Genomic DNA, 19,015 nt, shown 5'->3' with positions numbered 1-19,015 from the left:
AATTATATGTTCTCGTATGTGGTCCTCTCAATAATTGCATCTTGAACTTCTCTTGATAAGTTAACAAACTGGGTGCTATAACCTGCCACCCTTACAAGGAGATCTTTATATTCCTCTGGATTCTCTTGAGCCTTTCTTAAGGTCTCTGTGGATATAACATTAAACTGAACATGGAATGCTCCTAGTTCAAAGTATGCCCTAATAAGTGAAGCTAAGTTAACTAAGCTCTTATCAGTCTTTAATAATTCTGGAGAAAGCTTTACATTTAAAAGTGTACCTCCTGTATGAATATCGTGATTAATTTTCGCAGCCGACCTCATTGCAGCTGTAGGACTTGTAAGGTCTGTACCTGCATGGGGAGATACCCCCTCTGTAAGTGGAGATTTGGCATATCTTCCATCTGGTGTGGCTCCTATTACACTTCCTGTTGGGATATAATTTGAAATTCCCATAAAAGCGGAGTTAAATGGTGAACCAAAGTAGTCCTTGTATTTTTTAATCTCCCTATTATAGAAATCGGAAATCTCAACTGCAAGGTAATCTACTTTATCAATATCATTCCCATATTTAGGGCATTCTAGGGCTTGTTTTCTTAAGTCTTCATATCCTTCCCAGTTTCTATCTAAGGCTTTGTTTAGTTCATCTATTGAAATCTTTTTCTCATCAAATACTAAAGCCTTTATTGCAGCTAGAGAGTTCGCCACGTCTGCAACCCCAATTCCTGTTAAAACTGGGCCTACATTATATAAAGCTCCACCTCTACTTAAATCTATACCTTTTTCCATGCAACCATCTACTAAAGTAGATAAGAATGGTCTTGGAACCATCTCTGTATGAATCTGCTGTGCCACAACTGTTGAAACTACTGCATGTTTTATTAAGTTAGATAGCTGCTTGTAAAATGCAGCCTTCACATCTTCAATACTATTAAAGTTTTTCTTTTCTATTTCAAGGCCCATCTGCTCTCCTGTTATACGACTTTTACCATTGTTTAGTGCATATTCTAGGGCCCCTGCAAAATTAATATTAACAGCTGATGTCCATTCCCCAACCTTTCTAAAGTGAGGTACAACGCAGCCACAATTGCTCCAATCCCTTGCATCCTCTGGAGAAAGGCCTGCTGCAAGTAGCATTTGAGAACCTACTCTATCGTTGTGTACAGCTGGAAAACCCGTTCCTTCTCTAATTAGATCGCATACTGCAATTAAAAACTCCTGTGGACAATCTGGATGTATTCTAACACTTAATCCCGGCTGATGAGTTTTAACATTTTTACTAGCCGCAAGACACATATAGGAAATATCGTTTGTAGCATCGCTACCATCACGCCTTCTTCCTCCCACTGTTAAGTTTTGGAAGGAATTATATCCTGCAAAGTATTGTGCTGTATTTTTTGATATTGCCCATACCCACTCAGAAAGCTTCAGCCAAAGAGCTTCTATTAACTCTTGGGCTTCTTCCTCTGTTATACGTCCATCTCTTAAATCCTTTTCATAAAAAGGATACATATATTGATCGAATCTTCCTAGATTTAGGGCTAAGGAGTTTTCAGATAAAATTGAACCTAATTGAACAAACCAAACGGTTTGAATTGCTTCATAGAAAGTAGAGGGTGGATTTTTAGGTATATTATTACAAATTTCCGATATCTTTAGTAACTCTTCCTTCCTCTTTGCATCATTTTCTAACAATGCCATTTCCCTTGCCTTTTCAGAATGCCTTTCGGCGAGAGTGATTATCCCATTGCAGCTTTCTACTACGGATTTATAAAAGTTTATTTTATCTATATTATCACCTGTTAGAGGTTCAAGATTTGCTAGTTTCTCCATAGCTTCATCCTTAATACCTCCAAAGCCCTTTTTAAAAATAATATCTTGATAATCTGGAGTTATTTCTCCTACAGCACTTCTCCATTTTGAATCATTATCTACTATTCCAGTATCTACGGCTATCTTTTTTGTTTCCTCTGGTATTGTAGAAAGGAATGCTTCCTCTAAGGACTTGCCCTGCCAATATGGGAATATATCTCTTCGAAGTATTTCTTTCTGATCCTTGCCTATTAAATATGCATCCTGACTTCTATTTTCAAAATCATCCATTTCCTTCTCTACCCATTGCCATGAAAACTCAGGACAGACAAATCCGGACCTTCTATATATACCTGGAGTTCCTACTATTAATTCGCCATCAAATATAGATACAGAAATTTGTTTACATACTTCTTTAAAAGCCTTTGCTCTTCGAAGTATCATTGCCTCTCCTTCAGTAGCTTTATGGGATTCAGTAAAGGCAATAGCCCTTTCAACACAAATTGATGGCTTTGTATCAATATAATTTTTCTTTAATCTAGCTATACGCTCAGTACTCATAATATTTCCCCCAATTTATAATTTAATTTTGCCTAACTCCTTAAAAAAGTAACTAGAGATTGTTTAGCACTTTCCATATGTTGTTCTAATAACCTTGTTGCAAGATCCTTATCCTTGTTTTTACATGCTTCTAATATTTCATAATGCTCATATTGAGACGCTTGGTGAAAGCCCATATTAAGTAGATAAATCCTCATGTATCTTTCAACCTTAATATGCATATCGCTAATAAGACCCAACAATATTTCTTTTTTACTAGCGTTGTATAATACATTATGAAACTCAAGATTAAGCTCACTCAAGTGTTCTTCATCTTCTAGATCATCCATTTTCCTTAAAATATATTCTGCGTACTCTATATCTTTATTGTCTAAGTTATCTATGGCATATACTAATGCTCCTTTTTCAAGCATTATTCTAATATCAAATATCTCCTCAACTTCTTCTACTGAAAGTTCACTTACTATTGCACCCTTATTAGGATAGAATTTCACAAGTCCCTGTACCTCTAATATCCTTAAGGCCTCCCTCACTGGAATCATACTTGCATTAAAGCTTTTAGCAATTTCATCTTGCTTTAACTGCTGGCCTCCCTTCAATTCTCCATTTATAATAGCTTCCTTTAATCTTTCTACGATGATCTCTGGCATTGTTTTGCGTCTTTCCATTTTTTTCTCTATAAATCCGTTGGTTTTCATCATACTTAAATTATAATATATTTTAATATTTTGTAAATTATATTTTATAAAATATACTGTATACAATTATTATTTAGAGAAACTATAGTATTTATATTGTTAGTTTTAATAAAACTTATAGTTAATATATTTTAGTCATATAATATATCCAACTATTCCTTATTATCACATAATTATTGGTGCCTTATTATTATTTGTAACTGTATTAACAGGTACTATAATTGCATTTTCAATATTAGGCGATAGAGACGACAATACTCGTGGGTCTTTTAGTTTATTATAATTTGTTAATACTCTAAAACTGTATTAAAATATAATTAAACTATATGGAGGAAGGTGTATAAAATATACAGGATTAAACAATTCTATTGGTATTTTACAAGTATTTTTAAAAAGATTGATGAAGAATTTGTAATTGGATATTTAAATAAAAAAGAATTAGCTCTGTTTAAAAAATTATCTGTAGGAGAACAGCATCATAGCATAAGAGTTGCTAAAAATGCCATTAAAATCATTAATGATAAAAAAATATTAGGAATAGATATGAACTGGTTTATAAAAATATGTTTGCTACATGATATAGGGAAAACAGATGGGAATATTAACATTATCGACAAGTCAATATTAGTGATTATAGATAAGCTATCTAAAGGAACTATAAAAAAATATGCAAATATAAAAAAAATAGATATATATTATAATCATCCAACAAAAGCTATGAAAATCCTAAAACCCCTTAATTTAGATGAAGAATCTTTATATATAATAAGAAATCATCATAAAGTTGTAGAAGATAACATGCTTTTAAATATATTAAAGGAAAGTGATGATATTTCCTAACATCTTTCCTTAATATCTTCTATAGAAAAATTGTTTATTTCGCCTATTTTCAAGATCAGAAAAGCACACACCTAATTGTAAAGTCTGTGCTTAATTTTTGTTTGTTTTTGATTTTCATTAACATAATAACATACTATATTCTAGCAATTAATAAAAGCCATTTTGTAATTAAATATTTCTTTATATCTTTCTTTCCTCTATCCTAGATTTTATTTCGCTAATTAAGTCACTAAACTTATCTTTGGTTAAGGTAGGATACATTCTTAAAAAACTAATATGTCGTTTTTTCAATCTCATATATACCTTGTCTCTACGCTGTATTAATAAACCATCTTTTTCTTTAAGTTTTTGACTTAGCTCCCCTTTAATTACTTTAAGCTCTTTTAGTATTGCTCTAAACTCAATTAAAGAGTTAATTGTTAAAGTAACGTCTACAACAAAAATAACTAGGATTATATTATATAATGGCTCTATCATAAAGCTAGGTATTGAATATATGATTTCTTGTATTTTATAATTTAAAGCCCTCATTAAAAATACTGATGCAACTCCCCACATGATCGAAAATCTTAAGCACACATATCCTTTTAAATTAAACTTTTCATTAGTGTAATCCCACCATTTTGTATCAAATACTATCTCTAAAACATAGCCTGTTATATATTCTAAAATAGTAGCTACAATGAATCCACCCATAAATAAATAGAAAATATTGTCTTGTAGTGGTGTTAAAAATAATATCATTAATACTGATCCAGTACCATAAATAGGACAAATAGGTCCATGTAAAAATCCTCTGTTAATCAGCTTCTTATCGGTATAAATATGAAATATAACTTCTAGGCACCACCCTAAAAATGAATAAACTATAAAAATTAAAAATATAGTATGTAGATTTAAATATTGATTCAATTCCCTCTCTCCAATCTTTATTTAGTGCAAATAGTATTAATTAATATATGTACCCACTATTACTTTTCTATATCAATATAACAAAATCTTTTTCAAAGATTCTCAATGTTGATTTTGTTGAATACGTTACGGAAATTATGACTTATACACAGCTTTAGAAAGTACATAATTTCCTATGTGTTATAAATAAAACCAGCTCCTAATAAAAGTGTACCTCCAAATATTAGTTTTTCATATCTAACATTTGGAGTACACTTCAAAGAGCTGGCTTTATTTATATATTTTATCTTAAGGAAGCTAAAAACCTTTCTACACTTAACTTTAGTGATCTTTAGCAGGAGCTAGGCTGTTCTTTGAAACATTAGATTGTTTGGTAATTATAGAACCAATTATACATATAGTAGCTGAAGTAATAACTGGCAGTGCAAATGCTATTAATAGCTTGTTAGCTACAAAGAATGGTACTCCTGAAACTACTCCTAGTACAGCTGCTGCTAGCGCGATCCTTTCTGTTAAATGAGGATTGAAGAGTCCAAAGAACAATGGGAAAAATACTCCAGCACATACTAGGTCTGCAACAAAGAAAAGGTAAAGAACACTGTATCCCTTTGATGCTATTAAGATTGCAGGTAAAATTAGTACCACCGTCATAACCCTAGCAAAGGTTAATAAAGATTCCTTTTTAATATTTTTAAATATCCTTTGGCTATCTATTGTAAATGTGGCAACCATTGCATTTAAAAGTGTGTCTACCGTACTCATTACTAAAACTAAGGCTAGCATAAAAACAGCTATTATTAGTCCACTAGGGAAAAGTTTGTAAACTAGTGAGAACAGTGCAACTGACGGACTTTCTGCAACCCCAAGTCCAGTTGATACAATTCCTAACAATCCAGTTAGCATCATTATAGGAAGAGCAATTAATATGCAAGTAATTAAGGATGTTCTAAGTGTTTTATCATCTTTACCTGCATATACTCTTTGCCAATAGCCCTGATGAAATAGGTTAGCTGCAAATACTCCAATGCAAAGTGTTAGACCATATTCAATTCCACCCCAGTTTTTAAAATCAAATAAATGAGGCGCATTTGTAGTAGCCTTACCTAGGATTTCTCCAATTCCTCCACCATAATATATAACTCCAATAGTCACTACTACTAATAATATTACCACTAAAACCATTTGAATCATATCTGTAAACATGGATGCTCTAAGTCCACCATAGGCTGTATATATTAATGTTCCAATTCCAATAAATAAAGCGGTATAAAGTAGGGGTACTTCCGCCAGCTCATATGCCACCAAGCCTATTGCCGTAAGCTCTGCCACTAAATGTACAAACATGTAAAATATAGATAATAATACTGTTAGTATATACATCTTAAATCCGTATCTTTTTAAAGCATAATCATTTAATGTGCTTCCTTCTGGTAAATAAGCTTTAATTTTAGGGCTTATAACTAAAAATGCAAAATAAAGACTAGCTACACCTATTGCATAGCCTATAATAGTTATAATTCCACCAATTGACCCTGCTTCTGGCGGTGTAAATAATATAAATACCCCAAGGAATGAGGCTAGAAATGTGGCAGATAATATTTTCGATCCTGTACTGCCCCTAGCAGTTAGAAAATCATCCATGGTTTCTATTTTCCCTCTACTATATAGAACACCTATAATAGTAAAAGTAACAACTGTTAATGCCAATAAAGCCATTATATTGAAATATGAAATCATTAATCTATACCTCCTGCATTTGTATTTATTTCATAGCCGAGGGTTCTAAGACCCATTTGAACTAAACTTTTATTTATTTTCGCGCAAAATCATTATATAATTTTACTGCTGCTTCCCTAATATCTTCCTTACCTAATATAGCAGAAACTATAGCAACTCCGTCTATACCTGTGTCGCTTACGGATTTTATATTGTTTTCATTAATACCACCTATTCCAACTACTGGAATGCTTATATTTTCTTTAATATTTTTAAGCTGGTCTAATGTTACAATACGAGTATCCGTTTTAGTATCTGTAGGAAACAATGCCCCTACCCCTATATAGTCAGCCCCATCTTCTGTAGCCTTTAGGGCTTCTTCTAATGTTGCAGTAGAGACTCCTACAATTTTATCTTTTCCTAGAATATCTCTTACAACATTTGCTGGCATATCATCCTGCCCCACATGAACCCCATCGGCATCTACTGCTAGAGCAATGTCTATCCTATCATTAATTATTAGAGGAATATTATATTTAGATGCGAGCTCTTTAACCTTAACTGCAAGGCTATAAAACTCTGAAGAAGTAGCATTTTTTTCTCTAAGCTGGATAAGCGTTACACCACCTAAAATAGCTTCTTCCAAGCTCCTTATAAAGTCTCTTCCATCTAAAACATCTCTATCGGATACTAAATAAAGCCCATAATTAATATTTCTATTGGATTTCATTAATCTTTCCCCCTTCTTTAATATCTTCTGCCTCAAATTTGCTTATTGCATCAATTAAGTAAACTTTAAAGCTTCCTAATCCTTCCTGTTCTTTTAATCGTTTATGTGCTTTCTCTCCTGCAATACCCATTATCATAATTCCTGCAATTGTCCCATATAGGCTTTCTTCTCCTGTACCACAACAAACACCTATTAAAGATGAGCTCATGCATCCTGTGCCTGTTATGCTAGATAATATTTCATGGCCATTATTGATATAATAGACCTTTTCTCCATCAGAAATAATATCTACTGCTCCTGTTATTGCAACAGTACACCCCAACCTTTTTGAAAGCTCTATAGCTATTTCTTTTCCTCCATCTAATGGATTATCTATAGAATCTACTCCTCTAGTTAAGGCTTCTATCCCATAAATATTTTTAATTTCCGACATATTACCCCTAAGCACAGATAGTTTTACTTCCCTTAAAATTCTCTCTACTGCTTTATTTCTTAGAGTTGTTGCACCTACTCCTACAGGATCTAATATTACTGGAATATTTAATGTGTTGGCTTTTTTACCTGCTAATATAAAGGATTCTATAGTTCTTTCATTTAATGTGCCTATATTTAATACCAGTGCAGATGCAATTGATACCATTTCCTCAACTTCCTTTGGGTCATCTGCCATTACAGGACTTCCTCCTAAAGCTAGTACAATATTTGCACAATCATTAACTGTAACATAATTTGTAATGTGATGTACAAGTGGTTTATTCTTTTTTACATTTTCAAGAATTTCATAAAGATATCCATATAACTTCATAATTAACCCCCTACACTTTGAAAGTAATCTATCTTATAAAAGTCCAGCTTTTTTGTATAACTCATAGAAATGGTGCGTAGGTCCTACGCCTTTACCTATAGAGAAAGAATTTTCGATTGCAATGGTTATATAGTTTTTTGCCTTTTCTATAGCTTCGACAATGGAAAGTCCCTTACCTAGGTTAGATGCGATTGCAGATGATAATGTGCAACCTGTACCGTGGGTGTTTTTAGTGTCTATTCTAGGTGAATTATAATAAGTAAATACTGTTCCATCGTATAATATATCTACAGCTTCATCTTCTAAATGTCCACCCTTAACTAATACATATTTAGGTCCCATTTTATAGATTATATGTGCTGCTTTTTTCATATCCTCTAAAGTATTTATTTCTAGCCCTGTAATAACTTCAGCCTCTGGTAGATTAGGAGTTACTACCGTTGCCATAGGTAATAGATGGGTTATTAGAGCTTCTTTAGCTTCCAGTTGTAATAGGTGAAACCCACTTTTAGAAACCATTACAGGGTCAACTACTAAATTTTGAATTGAATATTTACTTAATGTTTCTGCAATTGTCTTTATTGTTTCTGTTTTAGAAACCATACCAATTTTAACTGCATCTACAGAAATATCATCAAAAATAACTTCTATTTGTCTTTGAATAATATCCGGTGAAATATCCTGTACGCCAAAAACTCCTTGAGTGTTTTGGACAGTTACTGCTGTAATAACACTCATTCCAAATACTCCATGAGCTGAAAATGTTTTTAAGTCTGCCTGTATTCCAGCTCCTCCACAGCTATCTGAACCTGCTATAGTTAATAGTTTTTTCATTTAAATGCACTCCTTTTCTCTATATCTCTATTAACAAAACCTGTTTTTAAAAGCATTTTAAAAATAAAATATCCTATAATTACACCTACTAAGGAGCTTAAAACAAAAGGCACTACAAATCCAAACATTGCAGCCTCTTTTCCTATAAAATATTTTGCAACTGGATAAGAAACTATTGCACCTATAATACCAGTGCCGAATACCTCCCCAACCATAGCATAAAAAGATTTCTTTGTTCTTTTATACAAAATCCCAGCTAAGAATGCACCTATCATGCTTCCTGGAAAAGCAAGCAATGATCCAGTACCTAGTAAATTTCTTATGAGAGAAATTACAAATGCAACTGCTACTGCATAGCCTGGTCCAAACAATACAGCCGTTAGAAGATTAATGCCATGTTGAACCGGGAAAGCCTTTGATACTCCTATAGGAAAATAAATAATGTGAGCACTTACAACCCCAATTGCCGTTAATAAAGATGCTGTAGTTAATTTTTTTGAATCCATTTCATCACTCTCCTTTTTGCAAAAAACAGAAAAATTCCGCTATTGCTAACGCAATGCCCCATGGCGCACTCAATTTTTAACATTCGTTAAAAATTTCAAGTGCTTAAAATACTTCCAGCTTTCTGCTTTCTTAATTAGCTCACTATAGCAAAAAAGTATACTTTCTTATACTAATAAAAAAAGCACAAACCCAATTGTAGGATTTGTGCTTAATTACGCATATAATAAAATGCCCAATACAAATACACTTTCCTACGCTGGTATTATCCAGATCAGGTTCTTAGGGATCAAAGACATTATAGGGTCTTTCTCTCAGCTGGCCTTTCCAGCTCTCCCAGTGTTTAATTCTAATTTAGTTTTATTTTATACCAACATAATAACACATAGTATTTTTATAATCAATAAAAACAAATAAGTTACAAAAGCTATAGCTTTAAAATTATATAACAAATCCTCCGTTAACACCGATAACCTGCCCTGTTATAAAATCCGCTTTATCCGATGCTAGATAAAGAACACTTTGAGCAACTTCTTCTGGCTTACCAAATCTTAATAGAGGTGTACATTCAACTAAACATTCCTTTTCTTTTTCATCAAGAAAGCTATTCATATCCGTCTCAATAATACCAGGTGCAACACAATTTACCTGAATATTCGAAGGTCCCAATTCCTTGGCTAAAGCTTTTGTAAAACCAATTATTCCTGCTTTTGCTGTAGAATAGTGGACTTCACAAGAAGCACCTACCATACCCCATATAGAAGATATATTTATTATTTTGCCTTGTTTCCTACTAATCATATGTGGAAGGGCACATTGAGAACAATTAAACATGCCTTTAATATGTACATTCATCATATTATCCCATTCCTGCTCTGTAATATCAGTAAATAACTTTTGCTCAGAAATACCAGCATTATTTACTATTACATCTATAGTCCCAAATTTTTTTATACCTTCATTAATCATAGCTTCAACTTCATCTCTTTTTGTAATATCCGCTCTGTATGCCAAAGCATTGTATCCTTCTTTTAAAAGGCTCAACTGTAAATCAAGAGCTTCTTTTTCAGACTTTAAATAGTTTATTATTACATTATAATTGTTCTGCGCGAATAGCTTTGTTATTGCTGATCCAATTCCCTTTGAACCTCCAGTTATAAGTACAGTTTTATTCACTAGTTTCATCTTCTTTCTTATGCAATTAAAAAATTTATACTTTCCTAGACTATAAAAAAGCTCCATTATGGCTTTATATCTTTAATTTTACCATAATGGAGCCTATTATTTATATTTTTTTACTCTACTATCATTAATCTCTCTAATTCTAATGGCTCTATATACTCTCCATCCTTATATGCCCTCATATTCCCACCAGAGATTTCATCTATTAAAGCGACGTGGGCATCTCCTCCTACTCTACCAAATTCAAACTTTATATCATATAGATCTATTCCTTTTTTAGCCAGTTCTTCCTTAACTATATTTCCTATTTCCTTAGTAAGATCTTTCAGCACTTTGTACTCCTCTCTAGATAAAATACCTAGCATATGAAGAGCATCTTCTGAAATAGGCGGGTCTTGACGGATATCATCCTTAAGTGTAACTTCCACAAAGCCATCTAATGGTTGACCTTCTGTAGCATACATACCATAACGACGTAGAAAGCTTCCTACTGCTCTGTAACGGCAAATAACCTCAACTCCATTACCAAATACAGTAGCAGGTTTTACCGTCATAGTTGCTTCTTCAATGTTCGCATCAATATAGTGGGTAGGTATATTCTTTTCCCTTAATATTTCAAAGAAAAACTTTGTTAATCGAAGCCCTGCTTTGCCTGCTCCATCTATGGTTAACCCAACTGTGTTCGCTCCCGGATCAAACTTACCGTCTTCTCCTGTTACATCGTCTTTAAACTTAAGTAGATAATTTCCGTCTTCTAAAGCATATACGTCCTTTGTTTTTCCTGTATAAACATGCTTCATATTCATTAGCTCCTTTTTGTTTAAATTTTATAACCGTTATATATTATAATACTTATTATACATTAAATTTTTTCAAAAAACCAAATGTTTTATATAAAATTTTAAAAAATATACGAATATACTAGAACGTTTATACAGTTATTAAGGTATTTTATACGATATTTTAATTTCATGTAATAAAGAAAACAGCTCTATAGCCTATATTGCACCAGCTTTTAATTAATTATTTATCTCTTTCCTCCAGCTCTATAGAAATCCCCTTTCCATGTCCTTTATTAATTAATTTATCTTTCTTCCGATAATCTTTGGTTTTAAGCACAATGTCAAAATCATAATTCTCTGGATAGAGTTCTTTTTTCTCTATATAGAGTGATAGGCGTTTTTTGTTTATCTTAATCTTTTTTTGCATAATCATAACACCGTACTCACCCTTAGCATTTTCACCTTCACATATAATTCCTGTTCTGTTCATAGAGCTTACAAAAACACAATCTCCTACATTGAACATTTCTTTTTTATTACTCTTTTCAGCCTCTTTACTTTTATTAATGCCTATTTTTATCTTCTCAACCTGTTCTAAATGCTTTTTTACCTCTACTTCATCTTTAATAATAACTTCATATTGGTCTTTATATTGAGAATAATCCTTTTGCTCTTTATAGGTAATTGTATGGGCTCTCCCTATTAACTTTTCATCCATACCAAGTCTTAGGGCAATTAAAAATGCATTACTCTCTCCCGGTTTACCTATATTAAGCTTATATAATGGTTTTAAAGTATTAATATCAAATGCCATAGAACCATTTATAAAGCCTTCATGATTTTGAGCAAATTCTTTTATTTCACTATAATGAGTTGTAGCGCATATAATAGCACCTTTATTATATAACTCCTCTAATACTGCAACAGCTATACCCATTCCTTCACCTGGATCTGTGCCTGCTCCCAGTTCATCTAATATTACCAAGGTATGTTCGTCTGCACAATTTAAAATAGTGATTATATTTTTAATATGTGAAGAGAAAGTACTTAGACTCTGTTCTATACTTTGACCATCTCCAATGTCTGTTAACACATCAGCAAATATAGCTATTTCACTGCCTTCATCCACAGGAACATGCAGTCCTGATTGAGCCATCATAGTTAATAGTCCTACTGTTTTTAAAGTAACGGTTTTACCACCAGTATTGGGCCCTGTTATAATTACACCTTTATAATTTTTGCCAACTTCAAAGTCCAAGGGTACTGCTACTCTGCCAATTAGTGGATGTTTAGCCCCCTTAATATTGATATAGTTTCTATTATTAAAATCTACACTTCTACCATCTATAAGCTTACTATACTTACCTTTAGCGAATATAAAGTCATAATTACTCATTACTTCGATGTTAATATTAATTTCCCTTTCCTTTTCACATACAAGGACTGATAGAGTTGATAAAATTCTATAGACCTCCTTTTCTTCCTCGAACCTATACATTTCTAATTTGTCCTGCATTTTCTTAACTTCTTCTGGTTCAATAAAGACCGTTGATCCACTTTGAGATTTATCATGAATACTTCCTTCTATCTGTTTCTTATGCTCGGTTTTTATAGGAATTACATATCTATTATTCTTTTGACTAACTAGTGAATCTTGAATATATGATTTATATCTGTCATTCCGTAAAAAGTCTTCCAGCTTAATTTTTATCTTGTTTTCTAAAATAGCTATATCCTTTCTTACTTTAAAAAGCTTTGAGCTAGCCCTATCATCTACTCTTCCTCTAACAATAGCTTTTTCAATTTCTTCTCTTACTTCATCTAGTTCATAGGTAGATAATGCATAAAGACTAATAGTAGGTGCAACATAATTCTTATCTTTCATAAAAATTTTTAGTCTTTTTATTTCTTTTAGTAGCCCTGCTAACATTTCTAAATCTTCCGGTGAAAGAACCATGCCTTTAGTGAACTTATCTCTTACAATATCTATTCCTGACAAGCTATTAATAGGTATACTTGAGCTTATGTTTACAATAGCTCTAGCCTCTGTAGTTTCCTTCATAGCCGTTTCGATGCTTGCTTGATCTAATAAAGGTTCTAACCTTTCAACCCTCTCCTTAGCTATATTGGATAAGGCATATCCCTTTAATATTTCTTTTATTTTGTTATATTCTAATAGTTCAATTGTTTTACTGTTCAATTTCATTTCCTCCATTTCTTTTTTAAAAACTTCTAGAGGATTTTTAGGGATCTTAACTTAGTAAAAAAATTCGTCTGATGCTATCGCATCGACTCATGGCGCACTCAATTTTAAAGCTTAAGCTTCAAAATTTCAAGTGCTTAAAATATTACTGACCTTGTACTTCTTTAAAAATCTCTCAATAACTAAAAATTTATACTCTCCTAAGCAATAAAAAGGCTATAGGTAACTAGAGCTCACCTATAGCCTAAAACTTCCTTTAATAATTGTACACTAAACCTATATATCAAATAAATAATTAGATATTATTAAATAAGCTTATTCATACAATAAAATGGCATAAAAATACCGTGACAAAGCACGGATTATTATCTTCACATATTATAAGGAGACTGTGAACCGCGTTTTTACTAAGTTTAAGTCCTAAAAAATCCACAACAAATAAACCTACATAAATAGGCAAATTTAAAATTCTTTAAGACCCGTTATTCAATTACTTAGTTAAAAACAACCTCGGACATCAACATACTCCCTTTCTTATAATATATATTTATTATATTACTATTTACATATTTTGCAATAGTATTTCAAAAAAATCAAATAATTTAATAATAAAGATCTAGTTATGCAAACCATGTACTTTACATAACTAGATACTTTATGCAATTCCTATGCCTTTGGAAATGTAACAATTAATTTAAATAAATCTCCATCTACAGTTATTTCTAACTTTCCATTTTGAAGTTCTACAAAGCTTTTAGCTATCGAAAGTCCAAGTCCTGATCCTTCGGTATTTCTGGATTCATCCCCTCTTGTAAAACGTTCTGTAATTTCAGATGCATCAAAATTCATCTCATAAGCAGAAATATTTTTAAATATAAAGCTTACCTCATACTCGTTTTCTATAATATCTATATATACTCTTGAGCTTTCCATTGCATATTTTAATATATTAGTCAAAATGTTTTCGAATACTCTATAGGTTCTTCTACCGTCTAAATTACACATCACTTTATTTTCTGGTGTGTTTATTTTAAATTGAAGGTTACTATCATTTATTTTTTCTTCTAATTCTCCTAATGTTTGTCTAAAGAGGGCAACTGCATCTACCTTTTCTAAATAAAGCTCAATATTACCACTAGAAGCCCTACTTGCCTCAAATAAATCCTCTATTAATACCTTTAACCTCTGTGATTTCCTATCAAGTATACTAATATACTCTTTTTGGGTATCTAGGTCGATATCTTCATTTTTTAATAAGTCTACATAGGTAATAATAGATGTAAGCGGAGTTTTAAGATCATGGGATACATTTGAAATAAGCTCTGATTTCATCCTTTGACTCTTTATTTCTTTATCTACAGCTAATCGAAATCCTTTATTAATATTATTCAAGTTTTTAGCCATAGGGCTTAATATTCCCATATTCTCATCAAGACTAATATTAAAATTACCCTCAGCAACTTTGGCACTAGCATCATTTAAATCTTTTGCTTTAGCAAATACTTTTAGCAAATATTTAAATATAAATAAGCTGTAGGCTATCGCTAAAATAAATCCTAAAAACCTACCTGAACCTAAGATTAATATTGCTAATAGATTTATTCCTACTACTAATACTAACTTTCTATAGTTATCTTCCCTTAAATCTATTCGTGTCAACTTTTTTAATACTCCTTTTACACTTCTTACAAAATATAAAAATATTTTTCCAAAAAAGCTGTTATCGATTAGACCCTTTTTGAATCCTGTATAATAAATATACTTTAAATATACAGTACTTAAATAAACAAGAAGATATAATATAAATGTTAGAATTATCCCAACTACATAAAAGTATGGGTCTGCATCATATATGAAACTCCCAATGCCATATCCATAGTAATTATAGCCATCAATCATAGATCCTGTGCCAGCACATAGTAATACAAATCCAATCCATGTAAAGACCTTAAATTCTAAAAACATTTTATTAAATATTCTACAAATAGTCCTCTTGCTTTGTGCAGAATAGGGCACTGCAAAGGCCGATATTATTAAAATTATAATACTTACCGCTCCTATTACTGAAATAAGCATTGCATAGTCTGGAAATGCATGAGTGTCCTTCATATCCACAGTAAACACATCATTATATGCTTCAAAATCCTCTGGAACAATATATAATACTTCTAAATTAGCATATTCTTTTTTAATTTCATCATCTGAATGATTCAACATATCTACAAAAATGCCTTTATTGAACTTACTTCCTGAGGATGTTTCTATTTTGGGATCCCCATTTTCATCAAATGTAGCTTTCATATAAAAAAGACTATTTTTTATTTCTTTTTCAAGCTGGGCATCTGAAATATCTGCCATATTACTTAAGGAGTTTCTTTCTACTGTATATTCCTCAGATTGTGTATTCTCTGTATCCTCTAATTCATCAACGGGATCTAAATCCTGATTAACTGTACTATTAATCTTATACTTAACACTTTTTAAATCTACATATCTACTCTCATAGCCTTCATCAGCTTTGTTTATAGAGTGCTGAAGATTCCTTGTTAAGCGTGATAGATTATAAACAAAATTACTACTTTCTAAATAAGATTTTGCATTATCTTCTACAGGAAAATAACTATTTCTTATAGGCAGATAGCTTACCACTGAAGCCGCAGCAAATATTAATATAATAAGCACTGTAGCTAGTGAAGAAGCTATAAAACTCCTCTTATCTTTTTTCTCATATATAATTTCATCATTATCGTTTTGGTTGTTCAAATTTGTATCCAACTCCCCACACCACCTTTAAATATTTTGGCTCTCCTGGATTAATTTCAATTTTTTCACGAATTCTCCTTATATGAACTGTTACCGTATCTGGATTATAGGCTGGCTCTTTCCATACCTTCTCGTATATTTCCTCTATAGAAAATACTCTGTTAGGATTGTTCATAAGTAAATATAGAATTCTATATTCTAAAGGGGTAATTTTAACTTTTTCGCCATCTACAACTAGTTCCTTGCTATCATCCCTAAGCTCTATACCACCTATTTTTATCATATTTTCTTTCGGTACTACATTGTTATTTGAATAATTTGTATATCTTCTCAGATTCGAATTAACCCTTGCAAGTAACTCCATAGGATTGAATGGCTTAGTTATATAATCATCTGCCCCTATATTAAGTCCTAGTATTTTATCCATATCTTCAGACTTTGCAGATAGAAAAATAATAGGCACTGAGCTCTTATCTCTTATTTTGATTGTAGCTTTTGTACCATCTAGCCTTGGCATCATAATATCTATAAGCACTAGATGTATTTCTTCCCTGTCAAATATTTCTAAAGCCTCTACCCCATCGTATGCCTTAAAAACATTGTAGTTTTGGTTTTTTAAATAAACCTCTATTGCATCTGTTATTTCTTTTTCATCATCAACAACAAGTATATTATACATATGCATTTCACCCCTAAACCCTTCTGAGATATCTCTTGTAGTTATAATAACATATACTTTCTAAAAATCTACTATTATAATCCTTACAAATTTCTTACAAAATTATGCTGTTGCTATGTCAACGCTCCAGTCTCTAAATTAGGTAGTAATAATAGAACTGATTTATGCCTTATAAAACCCTAAAGTAGTCTGCCACCATAGATGCTGTTTAAAAAAATATTGACATTTATCTGTTTTAAAAATATAATAACTAATAATTAATCGAAATGAATATTTAATCAACGATGACAGAGAAAGAAGCATTGAAACTGTAACTACAGAGAACTGGAATAGGTGAGAGCCAGTATTATAAGACAATGTGTATGTTCACTCTAGAGTTTTTGCTCTAAAAGGTATTCAAGTAGGAGCAAAGGGTTGTCCCCCTTACCAAGACTATAGTTTAGCTTTTAGCAGACTAGAAATTAAGATGGTCTTATTCTTTTTAAGATCAAATAGAGTGGTACCGCGAATCAGCTTCGCCTCTACATATGTATGTAGAGGTGAGGCTTTTTTTATTAATTATTAAAAGGAGGTATTTTTTATGAGGGACAAATGGTCTTCAAAGTTAGGATTTATATTAGCCGCTGCAGGCTCAGCGGTAGGGTTAGGTAACATCTGGAAATTTCCTTATAGCGTTGGCACCAATGGAGGAGGCGCCTTTGTAGCTATATATATTGTCTTTTTAATTATTATAGGAGCCCCACTTATGTTAGCCGCCATTACACTAGGCAGAAAAACTCAACTCTCTGTTTTTGGAGCCTATAAAAGTATAGATAGCAGATGGTCCTTTGTTGGCACATTAGGAGTAATTTGTGGTTTCTTTATATTAGCTTTTTATTCAACCGTAGGAGGATGGGTTTTATATTATTTTAAAAGTGCTATTTCAGGCGCATTAAATATTACAGACCCTAATTCTCTTGGAGAAATATTCAATAGTCTCATGAACTCACCAAAAGAACTTATTTTATATCAATTTATTTTTATGTTATCAACTGTAGCTATCGTATTAAAGGGCATTAGCGGAGGAATAGAAAAAGCTTCTAAGGTAATGATGCCAGCATTGTTTATTATGTTAATAATAATAGCTCTAAGAAGCTTAACTCTAGATGGGAGCATGGCTGGAATTAGGTTTTTATTTGTACCAGATTTGTCTAAAATAACTATGGATGTAGTTATGAATGCCTTAGGACAAATGTTCTTCTCCTTAAGTATTGGTATGGGCGTCATGGTTACCTATGGTAGCTATTTAGATAAAAAAGAAAATATCTTAAATACGGGTGTTATTATTCCAGCCATAGATACGGCAGTTGCATTAATTGCAGGTATAGCCATAATCCCAGCAGTTTTTGCCTTAGGTTTTGAAGCAAGCGAGGGACCAGGACTTATGTTTGTTACCCTACCGGCAGTTTTTGCATCTATGCCAATGGGAATTATATTTTGCATTGTTTTCTTTTTACTAGTAATTTTTGCAGCCTTAACATCCTCCATATCTATGTTGGAAGTAGCTATATCCTATTTTGTAGATGAAAAACAAAAAAGCAGAGTACCCACCACATTAATAATAGGGCTTTTAATTTTTATTTTAGGAATACCTGCTTCTCTTTCAATGGGAGCATGGAAGGATTTAGGTTTAATTGGGAATCTTAACTTTTTTGACCTTTACGACAAGCTAACTTCAAATATACTTCTTCCTACAGGTGGATTTCTACTTTGTATATTTGTTGGATGGATATTAAAGGCTGAGGAAGCAGTTAAAGAGATAGAAAGCTCAGGTATTAAGTTCAAATTAGCTGGACTTTGGTGTTTTTTAATCAAATATGTAGTGCCTATCGCTATCTTTATAATATTAGTAAATTCCTATAGGGATTTTTTCCTTTCACTATTATAGAAATGGTTCTACAAGCAAAGATTCCACATGGACACTAATCATATTATCTAATGACCATATAATTCTAATAT

At 32.0% G+C, this 19,015-nt stretch carries 15 protein-coding genes, 1 riboswitch and 1 other annotated feature; of the genes, 2 read left to right on the top strand and 13 right to left on the bottom strand.

Features of this window, described 5'->3' with window-relative positions; genetic code table 11:
• Nucleotides 1-2: 2 nt before the first annotated feature.
• Both KQI88_RS08440 and KQI88_RS08435 read right to left on the bottom strand, forming a co-directional pair.
• Entirely contained in the window at nt 3-2,369 is a 2,367-nt protein-coding gene (locus tag KQI88_RS08440) for a glycyl radical protein (RefSeq protein WP_216416212.1), read from the bottom strand.
• Between the two features lie 32 nt (nt 2,370-2,401).
• On the bottom strand, nt 2,402-3,037 hold the full coding sequence (locus KQI88_RS08435) for a GntR family transcriptional regulator (protein WP_216416210.1): 636 nt from the start codon (nt 3,035-3,037) through the stop codon (nt 2,402-2,404).
• Nucleotides 3,038-3,403: 366 nt separating this feature from the next.
• Here KQI88_RS08435 and KQI88_RS08430 point away from each other — a divergent pair, with 366 nt between their 5' ends.
• Nucleotides 3,404-3,907 carry an HDIG domain-containing metalloprotein gene (locus tag KQI88_RS08430; RefSeq protein ID WP_330656148.1) on the top strand — a complete coding sequence of 168 codons (504 nt, stop codon included), beginning with the start codon at nt 3,404-3,406 and terminating at the stop codon, nt 3,905-3,907.
• Nucleotides 3,908-4,087: 180 nt separating this feature from the next.
• On the opposite strand, the gene KQI88_RS08425 is transcribed toward KQI88_RS08430, so the two are convergent.
• The 11 genes from KQI88_RS08425 to KQI88_RS08375 form a co-directional block, all read right to left on the bottom strand.
• Nucleotides 4,088-4,819, bottom strand: coding sequence for a putative ABC transporter permease (locus tag KQI88_RS08425; RefSeq protein WP_216416208.1), 732 nt, complete (start codon nt 4,817-4,819; stop codon nt 4,088-4,090).
• Nucleotides 4,820-5,140: 321 nt separating this feature from the next.
• Nucleotides 5,141-6,556: a sodium:solute symporter family transporter gene (locus KQI88_RS08420; protein ID WP_216416206.1), complete on the bottom strand. Its 1,416-nt coding sequence runs from the start codon at nt 6,554-6,556 to the stop codon at nt 5,141-5,143.
• Nucleotides 6,557-6,629: 73 nt separating this feature from the next.
• Nucleotides 6,630-7,265 carry a thiamine phosphate synthase gene (gene thiE, locus KQI88_RS08415; RefSeq protein ID WP_216416204.1) on the bottom strand — a complete coding sequence of 212 codons (636 nt, stop codon included), beginning with the start codon at nt 7,263-7,265 and terminating at the stop codon, nt 6,630-6,632.
• Nucleotides 7,252-8,070 carry a hydroxyethylthiazole kinase gene (thiM, locus tag KQI88_RS08410; protein WP_216416201.1) on the bottom strand — a complete coding sequence of 273 codons (819 nt, stop codon included), beginning with the start codon at nt 8,068-8,070 and terminating at the stop codon, nt 7,252-7,254. The genes thiE and thiM overlap by 14 nt, the downstream gene beginning before the upstream one ends.
• A gap of 33 nt (nt 8,071-8,103) precedes the next feature.
• The gene (thiD, locus tag KQI88_RS08405; RefSeq protein ID WP_216416199.1) at nt 8,104-8,904 is read right to left on the bottom strand and encodes a bifunctional hydroxymethylpyrimidine kinase/phosphomethylpyrimidine kinase; all 801 of its coding nucleotides are present in this window, start codon (nt 8,902-8,904) and stop codon (nt 8,104-8,106) included.
• On the bottom strand, nt 8,901-9,410 hold the full coding sequence (gene thiW, locus KQI88_RS08400; protein ID WP_216416197.1) for an energy coupling factor transporter S component ThiW: 510 nt from the start codon (nt 9,408-9,410) through the stop codon (nt 8,901-8,903). The genes thiD and thiW overlap by 4 nt, the downstream gene beginning before the upstream one ends.
• Nucleotides 9,411-9,642: 232 nt before the next feature.
• A riboswitch (TPP riboswitch) is annotated at nt 9,643-9,756 on the bottom strand.
• A 93-nt stretch (nt 9,757-9,849) separates the two neighbouring features.
• The gene (gene ymfI / locus KQI88_RS08395) at nt 9,850-10,593 is read right to left on the bottom strand and encodes an elongation factor P 5-aminopentanone reductase (protein ID WP_216416195.1); all 744 of its coding nucleotides are present in this window, start codon (nt 10,591-10,593) and stop codon (nt 9,850-9,852) included.
• A gap of 110 nt (nt 10,594-10,703) precedes the next feature.
• Nucleotides 10,704-11,390 carry a phosphoribosylaminoimidazolesuccinocarboxamide synthase gene (locus KQI88_RS08390; protein ID WP_216416193.1) on the bottom strand — a complete coding sequence of 229 codons (687 nt, stop codon included), beginning with the start codon at nt 11,388-11,390 and terminating at the stop codon, nt 10,704-10,706.
• A 223-nt stretch (nt 11,391-11,613) separates the two neighbouring features.
• Nucleotides 11,614-13,572, bottom strand: coding sequence for an endonuclease MutS2 (locus KQI88_RS08385; protein ID WP_216416190.1), 1,959 nt, complete (start codon nt 13,570-13,572; stop codon nt 11,614-11,616).
• Nucleotides 13,573-14,241: 669 nt separating this feature from the next.
• Entirely contained in the window at nt 14,242-16,350 is a 2,109-nt protein-coding gene (locus KQI88_RS08380; RefSeq protein WP_246579206.1) for a sensor histidine kinase, read from the bottom strand.
• Nucleotides 16,319-17,017 (bottom strand): response regulator transcription factor, encoded by a 699-nt coding sequence (locus KQI88_RS08375; RefSeq protein ID WP_330656145.1) that lies wholly within the window; start codon nt 17,015-17,017, stop codon nt 16,319-16,321. The genes KQI88_RS08380 and KQI88_RS08375 overlap by 32 nt, the downstream gene beginning before the upstream one ends.
• 275 nt (nt 17,018-17,292) lie before the next feature.
• Nucleotides 17,293-17,543, top strand: a binding site (T-box leader).
• A gap of 54 nt (nt 17,544-17,597) precedes the next feature.
• Here KQI88_RS08375 and KQI88_RS08370 point away from each other — a divergent pair.
• Nucleotides 17,598-18,944: a sodium-dependent transporter gene (locus KQI88_RS08370; protein ID WP_216416187.1), complete on the top strand. Its 1,347-nt coding sequence runs from the start codon at nt 17,598-17,600 to the stop codon at nt 18,942-18,944.
• Nucleotides 18,945-19,015 lie beyond the last annotated feature (71 nt).

The organism is Alkaliphilus flagellatus (assembly GCF_018919215.1).
Classification (GTDB): Bacteria; Bacillota; Clostridia; order Peptostreptococcales; family Natronincolaceae; genus Alkaliphilus_B; species Alkaliphilus_B flagellatus.
This window is presented reverse-complemented; position numbering and strand designations above follow the sequence as displayed.